Origin of the sequence: Vibrio chagasii (genome assembly GCA_041879415.1) — a bacterium.
Classification (GTDB): Bacteria; Pseudomonadota; Gammaproteobacteria; order Enterobacterales; family Vibrionaceae; genus Vibrio.
Genome location: CP090851.1, coordinates 2,500,990 through 2,514,406 on the forward strand (window position 1 = coordinate 2,500,990; position 13,417 = coordinate 2,514,406).

At 45.2% G+C, this 13,417-nt stretch carries 14 protein-coding genes; 5 read left to right on the forward strand and 9 right to left on the reverse strand.

Annotated elements, in window-relative coordinates:
• Positions 1–2: 2 nt before the first annotated feature.
• Together L0991_11220 and L0991_11225 are read left to right on the forward strand one after the other, a co-directional pair.
• A complete protein-coding gene (locus tag L0991_11220) occupies positions 3–593 on the forward strand; it encodes a phosphoheptose isomerase (GenBank protein XGB61976.1) in 591 nt (196 codons plus the stop codon).
• Positions 594–609: 16 nt separating this feature from the next.
• Positions 610–1,215, forward strand: coding sequence for a BON domain-containing protein (locus L0991_11225; GenBank protein XGB61977.1), 606 nt, complete (start codon positions 610–612; stop codon positions 1,213–1,215).
• Between the two features lie 99 nt (positions 1,216–1,314).
• Here L0991_11225 and sspB read toward each other — a convergent pair whose 3' ends face one another.
• The 8 genes from sspB to L0991_11265 all read right to left on the reverse strand — a co-directional run bounded on the left by sspB (position 1,315) and on the right by L0991_11265 (position 7,655).
• Positions 1,315–1,794: a ClpXP protease specificity-enhancing factor gene (gene sspB, locus L0991_11230; GenBank protein ID XGB61978.1), complete on the reverse strand. Its 480-nt coding sequence runs from the start codon at positions 1,792–1,794 to the stop codon at positions 1,315–1,317.
• 20 nt (positions 1,795–1,814) lie between these two features.
• Positions 1,815–2,450, reverse strand: coding sequence for a stringent starvation protein A (sspA, locus tag L0991_11235; protein ID XGB61979.1), 636 nt, complete (start codon positions 2,448–2,450; stop codon positions 1,815–1,817).
• Between the two features lie 97 nt (positions 2,451–2,547).
• On the reverse strand, positions 2,548–3,285 hold the full coding sequence (locus tag L0991_11240; protein XGB61980.1) for a cytochrome c1: 738 nt from the start codon (positions 3,283–3,285) through the stop codon (positions 2,548–2,550).
• Positions 3,282–4,547: a cytochrome bc complex cytochrome b subunit gene (locus tag L0991_11245; GenBank protein ID XGB61981.1), complete on the reverse strand. Its 1,266-nt coding sequence runs from the start codon at positions 4,545–4,547 to the stop codon at positions 3,282–3,284. Before L0991_11245 ends, L0991_11240 begins: the two co-directional genes overlap by 4 nt.
• A complete protein-coding gene (gene petA / locus L0991_11250; protein XGB61982.1) occupies positions 4,547–5,137 on the reverse strand; it encodes a ubiquinol-cytochrome c reductase iron-sulfur subunit in 591 nt (196 codons plus the stop codon). The genes L0991_11245 and petA overlap by 1 nt, the downstream gene beginning before the upstream one ends.
• Before the next feature lie 330 nt (positions 5,138–5,467).
• Complete coding sequence (gene rpsI, locus L0991_11255) at positions 5,468–5,860, reverse strand: 30S ribosomal protein S9 (GenBank protein XGB61983.1); 393 nt, start codon at positions 5,858–5,860, stop codon at positions 5,468–5,470.
• 15 nt (positions 5,861–5,875) lie between these two features.
• Positions 5,876–6,304 carry a 50S ribosomal protein L13 gene (gene rplM, locus L0991_11260; GenBank protein XGB61984.1) on the reverse strand — a complete coding sequence of 143 codons (429 nt, stop codon included), beginning with the start codon at positions 6,302–6,304 and terminating at the stop codon, positions 5,876–5,878.
• Positions 6,305–6,551: 247 nt separating this feature from the next.
• Complete coding sequence (locus L0991_11265; GenBank protein XGB61985.1) at positions 6,552–7,655, reverse strand: AFG1 family ATPase; 1,104 nt, start codon at positions 7,653–7,655, stop codon at positions 6,552–6,554.
• A gap of 219 nt (positions 7,656–7,874) precedes the next feature.
• Here L0991_11265 and L0991_11270 point away from each other — a divergent pair, with 219 nt between their 5' ends.
• The 3 genes from L0991_11270 to degS all read left to right on the forward strand — a co-directional run bounded on the left by L0991_11270 (position 7,875) and on the right by degS (position 11,038).
• Positions 7,875–8,330 (forward strand): DUF1043 family protein, encoded by a 456-nt coding sequence (locus L0991_11270; protein XGB61986.1) that lies wholly within the window; start codon positions 7,875–7,877, stop codon positions 8,328–8,330.
• 127 nt (positions 8,331–8,457) lie between these two features.
• A complete protein-coding gene (locus L0991_11275; GenBank protein ID XGB63893.1) occupies positions 8,458–9,813 on the forward strand; it encodes a DegQ family serine endoprotease in 1,356 nt (451 codons plus the stop codon).
• A gap of 160 nt (positions 9,814–9,973) precedes the next feature.
• Entirely contained in the window at positions 9,974–11,038 is a 1,065-nt protein-coding gene (degS, locus tag L0991_11280) for an outer membrane-stress sensor serine endopeptidase DegS (GenBank protein XGB61987.1), read from the forward strand.
• Between the two features lie 117 nt (positions 11,039–11,155).
• Here the strand turns inward: degS and parC are convergent, their stop codons facing one another.
• Complete coding sequence (gene parC, locus L0991_11285; GenBank protein XGB61988.1) at positions 11,156–13,414, reverse strand: DNA topoisomerase IV subunit A; 2,259 nt, start codon at positions 13,412–13,414, stop codon at positions 11,156–11,158.
• Positions 13,415–13,417: the final 3 nt, after the last annotated feature.

Here is a 13,417-nt window from a genome sequence, read left to right on the forward strand (position 1 = left end):
ACATGCTAGACAGCATTAAAGAAAGTTTTACAGAAAGTATTCAAATCCAAATTGCGGCTGCAGAAGCACTACCAGACGCAATCACGCACGCAGCTCAAGCTATGGTTGCGACCTTACTCAACGGAAACAAAATCCTATGTTGTGGTAATGGTGGTTCTGCATCAAACGCTCAGCAATTTGTATCGTGCCTACTTAACCGTTTTGAAACCGAGCGCCCTAGCCTACCAGCAATGGCTCTTACCGCTGATAACACCACGCTTACTGCGGTTGCAAACGACTACCACTACGAAGAGATCTTCTCTAAGCAGGTACGTGCGTTTGGTCAAACGGGTGATATTTTACTGGCTATCTCTACTAGCGGTAACAGCAAAAACATCATCAAAGCGATGGAAGCAGCGGTAACTCGTGACATGACGATCATCGCTTTTACCGGTAAAGACGGTGGTGAAATGGCAGGTTTGCTTGGTGAGCACGATGTTGAGATTCGCATCCCATCACACCGTACTGCACGTATTCATGAAGTCCACATGGTGACACTGCACTGCCTATGTGACCTTATCGATCAAGTACTCTTCCCTGCTCACGAAGAGTGATATACGGAGCATCACAATGAAATTATTTACCTCTAAGACGCTATTCAAGCTGATTAGTGTTTCGCTACTTACACTATCTTTATCTGGTTGTGCTGGCATTTTCATTGCTGGTGCAGCAACCACAGCAAACATTGTCACTGACACTCGTACCACCAAAGAGATTTGGAACGACAACAATATCGAATTTGAAGTCGCAGCAATCACCAATAAACAGCCATACCGTGGTAGCGTTCGTGTTACTGCCAGCTCTTACCGCGGCTCTGTGGTGTTAATGGGTCAAGCTACAACAGATGCTGAACGCCGCTCTTTTGAAAGCCAAGCGAAAGATGTACCTGGTGTTGAAACGATTCACAACCAGATTCGCGTGAAAGAACCTCTATCAGTTAGCGCTATCAGCAAAGACAGCTGGATTACCACTAAAGTGAAATCAGCTCTGCTGGCTAACTCTGAGCTTAACGGCATCAAAGTGAAAGTGATCACTGAAGATTCAGAAGTATTCTTACTGGGCTTAGTATCTCGTGAACATGCAGATATCGCGACCGAAGTAGCACGCAACATTTCAGGTGTGAAGCAGGTAATCCGAGCATTTGAATATGGTGAAGACGAGACAGCCGTTAACTAGCGATTAAGCTGAAACTGTACAGAGTTCAGCAGGAAACAGAAAAGAAAAAAGCAGCGGTGAGTCGCTGCTTTTTTATTGAATCGTTATTTATAACTAACGTTATTTGATAACACGAAGGCTTGGGCGACCTTTCGCTGGGCGAGGAGGCTCAGGATCTGAGTCTGGCTCTTCAGCTTCTGGTTCAGCCGTTGCAACACTCAAAGATGGGCCTTTTTCTGGCTCTTCGAAAGGACCTTCTTCAATCCCTTCTTCAAGCGAAGTCATGTAAGCCTCTTCAGGTTCAAACATGGTACCAGCACCATTCTCACGAGCGTAAATCGCTTGTACAGCATAAAGTGGAACGATCACAGAGTGAGGACGACCACTAAAACGAGCACTAAACGTGACTGCTTCGTTACCCAGCTCAAGTTGGCCAACCGCGCGAGGCGCGATGTTCAGAATAATCTGACCATCTTGAACAAACTCTTCTGGAACTCGCACACCAGGTAATGTTGCTTCAACAACAAGATGCGGAGTTAATTCGTTATCAACCAGCCAATCATAAAATGCACGTAGCATGTATGGTCGGCGTGGTGTCATATTTGAAATATCCATAACGCTTAGCGAACTAGTCGCATCTCGCGCTCAGCTTCTGTTAGAGAAGCAAGGAATGAATCACGTTCAAATACGCGGTTCATGTAAACTTTAAGCTCTTTAGAACCAGGGCCAATTAGCTCGATACCAAGCTCAGGTAAACGCCATAGTAGCGGAGCAAGGTAGCAATCGATTAGGCTGAATTCTTCGCTCATGAAGTACTCGTACTCAGCAAAGATAGGAGCAAGAGTCAGTAGATCGTTACGTAGTTTAGTACGTGCTGCTTCAGATTCTTCAGCATTGCCTTTAACAATCTTCTCTGCAACTGAGTACCAGTTACGCTCAATACGGTACATCATTAGACGGCTGTTACCACGAGCAACAGGGTATACAGGCATCAATGGTGGATGAGGAAAACGCTCATCTAGGTATTCCATGATGATCTTAGAGTCGTAAAGAGCAAGCTCACGATCAACAAGAGTTGGTACTGATTTGTACGGGTTCAGTTCAACAAGCTCTGCTGGAAGATTTTTTTCATCAACCAACTCAACTTCAACACTTACGCCTTTTTCAGCAAGAACGATGCGCACCTGATGGCTATACATATCAGAAGCACTTGAGAAAAGAGTCATTACAGAACGTTTATTGGCAGCTACAGCCATGGAGCCCTCCAGTACACTTTAAATAAAAACAATGGAGGCCTAAAGCCTCCATTGAACATTAACATAATTTGGGAATTAGCACGGTATTATAGCACAATTAGTGCACATCACGCCAATACTCTTTCTTCAGTAGAACCACGATGATCGTGAACAGTACTAAGAAAGCCATTACCCACCAACCCATTGCGTGACGCTCAAGTTTCACAGGGTCGCCTGAGTAAACAAGGAAGTTAACTAGGTCACGAACTGCGTCGTCGTACTCACCAGCACTTAGTTCACCAGAACCGTCAGTTTCAGTACCAACAACCACTTCAACCTCTTCACCATCTACGATGTGAGTTTCGTAGATTGGCGTTGGGATGCCTTGTAGTTCTTCAAGTACGTGCGGCATACCTACGCTTGGGAAAACAATGTTGTTCACGCCAAATGGACGAGATGGATCTTCGTAGAAAGTGCGAAGGTACGTGTATAGCCAATCTGCACCACGAACACGAGCAACCAAAGTTAGATCTGGTGGCGGAGCACCAAACCAACTTGCCGCTTGCTCAGCTGGCATAGCATTAACCATCAAGCTACCAATTTTCGCTTCTGGGTCGAAAATCAGATTTTCCTTCATTAGATCTACAGGGATCTCTAAATCATTCGCAACACGTTCATAACGTTGGTACTGCGTTGAGTGACAAGCGAAACAGTAGTTCATGAACATCTTAGCGCCATTTTGCAATGAAGCTTTGTCCGTTAAGTCATTGTTCGCTTTGTCTAATGGTACGTTTACACCCGCTGCCATCGCCAAAGACGGCAACATAGCAAATAAAATTACAATCCACTTTTTCATTTGAATGTCACCCTTTCTGGTAATGGTTTCGTCGCTTCATTTTTACTGTAGAACCACAGTAGAACGAAGAACATGAAGTAACCTAAGCTAAAGATTTGTGCTAGTAGCGTGTAAGTTGGCGTTGCTGGAAGCGCACCAAGTACACCAAGCGCAATAAAGCTTATTGTGAATTGGATGATATTAATCAAGTGCAATTTGCTACGGTAACGGTACGAACGTACTTTACAACGGTCAAACCACGGTAGTAGGAATAGCACAACAATTGATGCGCCCATCGCTACAACACCTAGCAGCTTATCTGGAACCGCACGTAGGATTGCGTAGAACGGCGTGAAGTACCATACAGGAGCGATGTGCTCAGGAGTCTTCAGTGGGTTCGCAGCTTCAAAGTTAGGCGGCTCAAGGAAATATCCACCCATTTCAGGGTTGAAGAACAACACGTAACAGAAGAAGAATAGGAAACCAGCAACACCTACCATATCTTTCACAGTCCCGTATGGGTGGAAAGGAATAGAGTCGATGATGTCGTATTTCTTAGTGTAATCCTTGTGGAATGGGAACTGAGTTTTGTAGTCGTCGCCCATCGTACCTTTAGGTAGTTTAGTCTCGATACCGTCTGGGTTGTTCGAACCCACTTCGTGCAGTGCTAGTACGTGAAGTACGATAAGCAGCAGAAGTACGATTGGTAGCGCGATAACGTGAAGTGCGAAGAAACGGTTCAGCGTTGCACCAGAGATGATGTAGTCACCACGGATCCAAAGCGTTAGGTCATCACCGATAACAGGAATCGCACCAAACAGAGAAATGATTACCTGAGCACCCCAGTAAGACATTTGACCCCATGGTAGTAGGTAACCCATGAAAGCCTCAGCCATAAGCACCAAGAAGATCAACATACCGAAGATCCAAAGTAGCTCACGAGGTTTTTGGTAAGAACCGTAGATTAGACCACGGAACATGTGCAGGTAGATAACTACGAAGAATGCCGAAGCACCCGTCGAGTGCATGTAACGTAGTAGCCAACCGTATTCTACGTCACGCATGATGTATTCAACTGAAGCAAACGCACCATCACCAGACGGTACGTAGTTCATTGTTAACCAAATACCAGTCAGGATTTGGTTAACCAATACCAACATTGCCAAAGAACCGAAAAGGTACCAAAAGTTAAAGTTCTTAGGCATTGGGTATTCAGATAAGTGCTTTTTGTAAGCATTCATCGCGGGTATGCGTTTTTCAACCCAGTCTAGTAGTCCTTGCATTATGCATCTCCCTCGTCAATACCGATCAGGATCTTGGTGTCGCTTAAATACATATGCTTTGGCACAACAAGGTTCAATGGTGCTGGTACGCCTTGGAATACTCGACCAGCCATATCAAATTTCGAACCATGACACGGACAGAAGAAACCAGACTTAACACCTTGTACTTGTTCTGCGAAAGAATCAGGTAGGTAAGTCGGAGAACAACCTAAGTGCGTACAGAAACCAACAGCAACGAAGAATTCCGGCTTAATTGAACGGAATTCGTTCTGTGCGTATTCAGGTTGTTGTTCAGCTTCAGATTGAGGATCACGAAGTTGACCACCGATAGATTTTAGGTTTTCTAGTACCGACTCAGCACGGCGTACAACCCATACAGGTTTACCTTGCCACTCGACACGAACCATTTGTCCCGGTTCTAACTTGCTGACTTCCACTTCCACCGGTGCACCCGCAGCTTTCGCCTTGGCACTCGGATTCCATGATTTAATAAAAGGCACGGCTACAGCAGCAGCTCCCAAACCACCAACAACGGCTGTTGTTGCGGTTAAGAAACGCCTGCGACCGTTATTTAAAGGCGCGTTGCTCATCCAAACATTCTCCCATTTGCTCCTTGTGGATTGAAATTATTCCGATTAAAGAGCATGGCTAACAAAATATGTATTTAGTTCTATTTATTGACGGCAAATGATAAATAAAACCCTACTTTTTGACAAGATAAAGCTACCTTTTTGTAACAATCATGAGGCAAAGCGCACATTGGGTTACAAAAGCTTTCAAAATATAAGAATTTGGAAATAAAACGAGAGGGGGAAAGCGTTTAGCGGGGGTATAAAAACAAAAAGCCCGGCATATAGCCGAGCTTTGAACCACAATTCCAGTAATAAAACTGGAAGCGTATACTTTTTCGTAAAGAAAAATTAACGCTTAGAGAATTGAGGTTTACGACGTGCTTTACGTAGACCAACTTTCTTACGTTCAACGCAACGAGCGTCACGAGTAACGTAGCCAGCTGCACGTAGAGCAGGACGTAGAGTTTCATCGTACTCCATAAGAGCGCGAGTGATACCGTGGCGGATTGCGCCAGCTTGACCAGAAATACCACCACCAGAAACAGTGATGTAAAGGTCAAGTTTCTCAGTTAGTTCAACTAGCTCAAGAGGTTGCTTAACAACCATACGAGAAGTTGGACGACCGAAGTAAACATCAAGGCTACGCTTGTTGATTACGATCTCACCAGAACCTGGTTTGATGAAAACACGAGCTGCTGAGCTTTTGCGACGACCAGTGCCGTAGTATTGATTCTCTGCCATTTTCATAATCCCCAATTAGATGTCTAGTACTTGTGGTTGTTGAGCAACATGGTTGTGCTCAGCACCAGCGTATACTTTTAGCTTACGGTACATAGCGCGGCCTAGAGGACCACGTGGTAGCATACCTTTAACAGCTAGTTCTAGAACCATTTCTGGCTTCTTGTCGATCAGCTTTTCGAAAGTGATAGACTTAAGACCACCTGGGAACTCAGAGTGACGGTAGTAAACCTTACCCTTAGCTTTGTTACCAGTTACAGCAACTTTCTCAGCGTTAACAACGATGATGTAATCACCAGTGTCTACGTGAGGAGTGTATTCTGCTTTGTGCTTACCACGAAGGCGAGAAGCGATTTCACTTGCTAGACGACCAAGAGTTTTACCTTCAGCGTCTACAACATACCAGTCGCGTTTTACAGTTTCTGGTTTAGCAACGAAAGTTTTCATGCTAATAATTACCTATTTAAAAAATTTACACTTAAGGAATACTCGCGTATTCCCACTGTCTAAGAGTCACCATTCATCACCCCTTCGAGTGTTGGAAAACTCTTGGCATAACGTGATTTAACTCATCGTTAGAGGCCCGCAGTAACGGTAGGTCGCAGGATTATAGAGAAGAGCGAAGAAAAAATCACCTCTTTTTGAACAAAATCACGATTTTTTTATTTCTACTTCTCAATCGAGATAATCCTATCTAACTCAAGTGCTCTTTTGCTAAATATTCATGGCTCTGCATTTCAATTAAACGCGACTGACACCGTTTAAATTCAAACTCTAGCTGGCCGTGGGTATATAAATTATCTAGCTCTACTTCGGCGGAAATAATCAGCTTTACATTACGCTCATAGAACTCGTCCACTAATGCGATAAAACGTCTTGCTGCATCATCAGAAGTCGCGCCCATCTGCAGAACATCAGCCAAGAGAACCGTGTGATAAACGCGAGACAGTTCAATGTAGTCGTTCTGGCTTCGGGCCGACTGACAAAGCTGAGCAAAAGTTCCATGCAACACGCCATCGCTTGCTTCGATAACGTCTAACTGACGATGATTCACTTCAATCTGCTTGAGTCTCTCTTTATCTTCCCCAACCAGTTGGTTGTAGTACTTTTCAAGATTGATGTTCGCTTGGCTATCGAGTGGATAGTGGTATATCTCGGCCTGCTCTAAGGTACGCAGACGATAATCAATGCCGCTGTCCACATTAAGAATATGGCAGTTGTCTTGAATCAGTTTAATCGCAGGTAAGAAACGCGCACGTTGCAGACCATTACGATACAGGTCTGCAGGAGGAATATTTGAGGTCGCAACCAAGATAACGTTTCGTGCGAATAGTTCTTGGAATAAGGTGCCTAAGATCATCGCGTCGGTGATATCTGAAACGAAAAACTCATCGAAACAGATAATATCCGCCTCTTGCTTCAACTTATCCGCAACCAAAGGCAATGGATCACTCACATTGCCCAGCGCCTTTAATTCATCATGCACTCGATACATAAAACGATGAAAGTGCACTCGCATTTTTTTAGTGGTCGGCAAGGCATCGTAGAACGTATCCATCAGATAAGTTTTACCGCGCCCTACACCGCCCCAAAAATAGAGCCCTTTAGGTGGCGTTGGTAGCTCTGGCTTTTTACCGAGCAATTTCTGAAATCGAGTCAATTGAGGAATAGGAGTATTCACATAATCTTGGAACTGATGAAAAAGTTCATCTAAAGATTTAACGGCTTGCTCTTGTGCTGGATCTCTTTGAAATCCATGCTCTTTTATATCTTGTTCGTATTTTTTGACGGGATTCATGACGACATTTCCACAATGAAAGCGATATCAGACAGCGAATAAAATTAAGCTCAAACAGTAAGGGACGTGACATTATGCGGCGAATAATGCAGCATTAAACTGCTAAGTAGCGCACATGCATTTCTCTTTATACTGCGGCTTTCTCATAGTACCATGGAGCCGTAGCACGTGTAACTAAGCAGTAACAAACATGTTAAAAAACAATAATAAGGAGCTGTTATGCCTTGGATGTATGCCATTGCCGGTTTACTAGTCGGAGTTATTCTAGGGGTCGCTATTTCTCGTCTCATGACACCTGAATACAAGAAGCAAAAGAACGTACAGAAAGAATTAGATAGCGCAAAGTTTGCCCTTGAACAGCAGCGACAAGAGCTGGCTGATCACTTTGCGAAATCAGCAGAGATGTTGGACACCTTAGGTAAGGACTACACAAAACTGTACCAACACATGGAAAAAACCAGCTCGGAGCTGATCCCTAACCTGCCAGAGCAAGACAACCCGTTTGTGAAGACAGCGGCCGCTCATTCAGAGAAGCCACAAGAAAAGTCGGCAAACAAAGAAGCAGCACTGGAAGAGCAACCTAAAGATTACGCGAATGGTGCGACTGGTTTATTTACCGAGCAGAAGAAAGAAATCATTGATGCTCCTGATGTAGTCACTGCAAAAGCATCATAAACATTTAACACTTAGGTGAACTTTACAAAGGTTTTTGAGTCATAACTTTCACTCAGGTCATTTGAAACTTCTCATACGTCTTAGACGTAATGAGAGGGGTAAGACCTTAACTAGAGAGGAGTTTATGATGAAAAAACCTTTGCTTGCTTTATCTGTACTGACTTTAAGCTTAAGTTCAATCATCACCCCCATTCAAGCAACCGCCGCACTACCATTAAGTGTGGGTAATGAACAATTACCAAGCCTTGCGCCTATGCTTGAACAAGTGACCCCCGCTGTGGTTAGTATCGCCGTTGAAGGCAAACAGGTACAACGTCAGCAAATCCCTGAACAATTCCAATTCTTTTTTGGCCCAGAGCAAACTCGTGAGCGTCCATTTCGCGGGTTAGGCTCAGGCGTGATCATTGACGCCAAGAAAGGCCATATCGTCACCAACTATCATGTAATTGATGGTGCCGATGATATCAAAGTAAGACTTCATGACGGACGTGAATACGATGCTGAGCTTATCGGCGGTGACCAGATGTCCGATATTGCCCTCTTAAAATTAGAAAAAGCCAAGAATCTGACTCAGATAAAACTCGCCGACTCCGATAAGTTGAGAGTCGGTGATTTCACTGTGGCGATTGGTAACCCATTTGGACTGGGCCAAACCGTGACATCAGGTATCGTTTCTGCACTTGGCCGAAGCGGCCTCAATCTCGAAAACTTCGAAAACTTCATTCAAACCGATGCCGCTATCAACAGCGGTAACTCAGGTGGCGCGCTAGTGAACCTAAACGGTGAGCTGATTGGTATCAACACAGCCATTCTTGGCCCCAACGGAGGTAATGTCGGCATCGGCTTTGCAATTCCATCCAACATGATGAAAAACCTGACAGAACAGATTATCGATTTCGGTGAAGTTAAACGCGGCATGCTTGGCGTTCAAGGTGGTGAGATCACCTCAGAACTAGCAGAGGCATTAGGTTATGAATCCAGCAAAGGCGCCTTCGTTAGCCAAGTTGTGCCAGACAGTGCCGCTGATGACGCTGGATTAAAAGCGGGTGACATTATCGTCTCTATTAATGGTAAACGCATCGATACCTTCAGCGAGTTAAGAGCAAAAGTCGCAACGCTCGGTGCAGGCAAAGAGATCGAGTTAGGTGTGGTTCGCGATGGTAAGAATAAAACCTTCGATGTCACGCTTGGTGAGTCAACCAATAGCAAAACCAAAGCTGAGAAACTTCACGAAGGTTTAACTGGCGCTGAGCTTACCAACACCACTAGCAATGACCCCGCAACTGGCGTGAAAGTATCAAGCGTCGCTCAAGGCTCTCCGGCAGAAGCTTATCAACTTCTAAAAGATGACATCATCATTGGAGTGAACCGTCAGCCGGTTAAAAACCTCGCTGAGTTTAGAGCGATTGTTGAAAAACAACCAGGCGTATTAGCACTCAATATCCAACGAGGCGATAGAACCATCTACCTCGTAATTCGATAGCTACTTCACCGACATAAACACAGGGAGACTTTGTAAGTTTGCTTTAAACTTACTCAGTCTCCCTTTTATTTAGATGAATCAAAATGCTATGCTTCACAAGTAATTCAAACTAGTCACCCATGCGTGGAGGCTCAATACCTTACCTGTCTAAGAGGGAAACATGCTGTCCTTTCTATTTCGTTCTATTTCCCTTGGACTCGTTTCAGCGGCGCTGATTCTTCTAGCCTTTCCTAGCCTAAGGCCAGCGATTGTCGCAGATGTGACTAATCCCAAAGTCGATAATATTGGCTCTCTTCAGATTTCATTTAACCAAGCTGTACGCCGCGCTGCGCCAGCGGTGGTTAATATTTATAGCCGTAAATACGCAGAAAGTGATCGCAACAAACTCCTCACACAAGGCTTAGGTTCTGGGGTAATCGTCAGCGAAAAAGGCTACATAATTACCAACTTCCACGTTGTGGCTCAAGCTGACCAAATTGTTGTAGCACTTCAAGACGGCCGAGTGGCTGCTGCACAATTAGTTGGCTCAGATAAGCGCACCGATATCGCGATACTCAGAGTCAGCGGCGACAACCTTCCAGTTATTCCACTCAACCCGAACTACAAAGCTAACGTTGGCGATGTGGTATTGGCTATCGGTAACCCGTACAACCTAGGTCAAACTACTACCTTCGGCATCATCTCGGCGACAGGTCGCTCTTCGATCAGCGCTGACGGTCATCAAGCCTTTATCCAAACCGATGCTGCGATCAATGAAGGCAACTCTGGTGGTGCACTGGTGAACTCACAAGGTGAGTTGGTCGGCATCAATACGGCTTCTTTTCAACAAGCGACTGACATGGAAACCTATGGAATTTCATTTGCTATCCCCTACCCACTTGCCAATAAAATCATGGAAAAGATCATTGCTGATGGTCGTGTGATTCGCGGTTACATCGGTATCGACGGGCAAGATATTAACTCCGTCACCTCTCGCATGTTGGGTACTAAGAATATCGGTGGGATTGTGGTGCTGGGTATCGATCCAAATGGTCCGGCTGCGGATGCAGGTTTTGAAGCTCAAGACATTATTGTCAGCATCAACAATAATCAGGTGAATGGACGTCAGAGCGTGATGGACATCGTTACTGATTTACGTCCAGGTACGGTGATCGATGTCGGCATCTTGCGCCAAGGTGAAAGCAAGACCCTTAAAGTAACGATTGCTGAAGATACTCGCCTATAGAGAAGTCTCTGTGGCTAAGATGTTCAAGTGACTAGATGTAAATTGCTAATAAACAAATACAAAAAACCCAGCTCACAGGCTGGGTTTTCTTTTATCCGAAGATAGCATCAAGTGCCTTTACGAGTCACTTGGCTCTTCGATATCAATGCGAGTCACACGTTGTAGGCCTCTTGGCAGTAGACCACCGCGACGACCACGTTCACCACGGAAGTTTTCAAGGTCCGCTGGTTTCAAGCCAAGCTTACGTTTACCTGCGTAGATGGTCAGCGTTGCATTCTCAGGAATAGCCATCAAGTGCGATACAAACTCTTCACGCTCTTTGGCTTTTGCAGAAGGAATGTTGATGATCTTGTTACCCTTACCTTTGCTCAATTGAGGTAGGTCTTTAATTGGGAACAACAACATACGGCCTTGGTTAGTAATCGCTAGAATCTGGTTACTTTCCAAATCAGCAATCGGACTAGGCGCCATCACTTCTGAAGATTGCGGTAGGTTAACCAGAGCTTTACCGCTCTTGTTCTTAGACAGCAGATCGCTACCCTTACAAACAAAGCCGTAACCCGCATCAGAGCCAACCAACCATAGCTGGTCATCTTCTCCCATCACCACTTGGCGAATAGAAGTGCCCGCGCTGATATTCAAGCGACCAGTAATTGGCTCACCTTGACTTCGCGCAGATGGTAATGAGTGAGACTCAAGGGAGTAGCTTCGGCCATCACTGCCAAGGAACACCGCTTGCTGATTACTCTTGCCTTTAGCACTTGCTAGGAATTTATCACCCGATTTGTAGTTCAAGCCTTCAGCGTCAACCTCATGCCCTTTCGCATGACGAATCCAACCTTTTTCAGAAAGCACTACTGTGATTGGTTCGCTAGGCACCAAATCACGCTCAGTCATCGCTTTTGCTTCAGCACGTTCAACTAATGGAGAACGACGGTCATCACCGTATTTCTCAGCATCCGCCTGAATTTCTTTCTTGATAAGTGTGTTTAGACGACGCTCAGAGCCCAGTAGCTTCTCTAGCTTCTCACGCTCTTTCTCTAGCTCATCTTGCTCGCCGCGAATTTTCATCTCTTCCAGCTTAGCAAGGTGACGAAGTTTAGTATCAAGGATAGCGTCAGCTTGGATCTCAGTAATACCAAAGCGCTCCATCAGAACCGCTTTAGGGTCATCCTCGGTACGGATGATCTCAATCACTTCGTCAAGATTGAGGTAAGCAACCAACAAACCTTCCAAGATGTGTAGGCGTGCTAGCACTTTATCTAAACGGTGTTGCAGACGACGGCGAACCGTTGTGCGACGAAACTCAATCCACTCTTTCAGGATTTGAACCAAACCTTTAACTTGAGGGCGGCTGTCTAGGCCAATCATGTTCAAGTTAACACGGAAGTTCTTCTCAAGATCCGTTGAAGCAAACAGGTGGCTCATCAACTGATCACAATCGATACGATTCGAACGAGGCACCACTACGATACGCGTTGGGTTCTCGTGATCCGATTCATCACGCAGGTCATCAACCATTGGCAGCTTCTTAGCGCGCATCTGGTTAGCGATTTGCTCAAGTAGCTTAGCGCCCGAAACTTGGTGAGGCAAAGCGGTGATAACAATATCAGAGCCTTCTTTATGCCAAACTGCACGCATCTTGATGCTGCCACGACCCGTTTTGTAGATCTTTTCGATATCCGACTTCGGAGAAATAATCTCAGCTTCTGTTGGATAGTCAGGGCCTTGTACGCTTTCCATGATCTCCGATAGCTCGGCTTTCGGGCTATCGATTAACTTAATCGTCGCATCAGCAATCTCACGCACGTTATGTGGTGGAATGTCTGTCGCCATACCTACCGCGATACCAGTAATACCGTTAAGTAGGATATGAGGAAGACGCGCAGGCAACATTTGTGGCTCTTTCATCGTGCCATCAAAGTTAGGTTGCCACTCAACCGTACCTTGGCCTAATTCACCAAGTAGTACCTCAGCAAACTTAGACAGTTTTGCTTCGGTATAACGCATCGCTGCAAATGATTTCGGGTCATCAGGAGCACCCCAGTTACCTTGACCATCAACCAATGGGTAACGGTAAGAGAACGGCTGCGCCATTAGAACCATGGCTTCGTAACAAGCAGAGTCACCGTGTGGGTGATACTTACCTAGAACGTCACCAACGGTACGTGCTGATTTTTTATACTTCGAAGCGGCAGATAGACCAAGCTCAGACATCGCATAGATAATACGACGCTGTACTGGCTTAAGGCCGTCACCGATATAAGGCAATGCACGATCCATGATTACGTACATTGAGTAGTTTAAGTAGGCGTCTTCGGTGAACTTGCGCATTGGCAATTGTTCAACGCCATCAAATGTAATTTCGTTAGACATCCA

What these genes read in the sequence shown, in the direction of transcription:
- L0991_11225 (XGB61977.1), top strand. Translation starts at nt 610, where the DNA reads ATGAAATTATTTACCTCTAAGACGCTATTCAAGCTGATTAGTGTTTCG.
- rpsI (XGB61983.1), bottom strand. Translation starts at nt 5,860, where the DNA reads ATGGCAGAGAATCAATACTACGGCACTGGTCGTCGCAAAAGCTCAGCA.
- L0991_11265 (XGB61985.1), bottom strand. Translation starts at nt 7,655, where the DNA reads ATGAATCCCGTCAAAAAATACGAACAAGATATAAAAGAGCATGGATTT.
- L0991_11240 (XGB61980.1), bottom strand. Translation starts at nt 3,285, where the DNA reads ATGAAAAAGTGGATTGTAATTTTATTTGCTATGTTGCCGTCTTTGGCG.
- L0991_11275 (XGB63893.1), top strand. Translation starts at nt 8,458, where the DNA reads ATGAAAAAACCTTTGCTTGCTTTATCTGTACTGACTTTAAGCTTAAGT.
- rplM (XGB61984.1), bottom strand. Translation starts at nt 6,304, where the DNA reads ATGAAAACTTTCGTTGCTAAACCAGAAACTGTAAAACGCGACTGGTAT.
- L0991_11220 (XGB61976.1), top strand. Translation starts at nt 3, where the DNA reads ATGCTAGACAGCATTAAAGAAAGTTTTACAGAAAGTATTCAAATCCAA.
- L0991_11245 (XGB61981.1), bottom strand. Translation starts at nt 4,547, where the DNA reads ATGCAAGGACTACTAGACTGGGTTGAAAAACGCATACCCGCGATGAAT.
- parC (XGB61988.1), bottom strand. Translation starts at nt 13,414, where the DNA reads ATGTCTAACGAAATTACATTTGATGGCGTTGAACAATTGCCAATGCGC.
- sspB (XGB61978.1), bottom strand. Translation starts at nt 1,794, where the DNA reads ATGACACCACGCCGACCATACATGCTACGTGCATTTTATGATTGGCTG.
- degS (XGB61987.1), top strand. Translation starts at nt 9,974, where the DNA reads ATGCTGTCCTTTCTATTTCGTTCTATTTCCCTTGGACTCGTTTCAGCG.
- sspA (XGB61979.1), bottom strand. Translation starts at nt 2,450, where the DNA reads ATGGCTGTAGCTGCCAATAAACGTTCTGTAATGACTCTTTTCTCAAGT.
- petA (XGB61982.1), bottom strand. Translation starts at nt 5,137, where the DNA reads ATGAGCAACGCGCCTTTAAATAACGGTCGCAGGCGTTTCTTAACCGCA.
- L0991_11270 (XGB61986.1), top strand. Translation starts at nt 7,875, where the DNA reads ATGCCTTGGATGTATGCCATTGCCGGTTTACTAGTCGGAGTTATTCTA.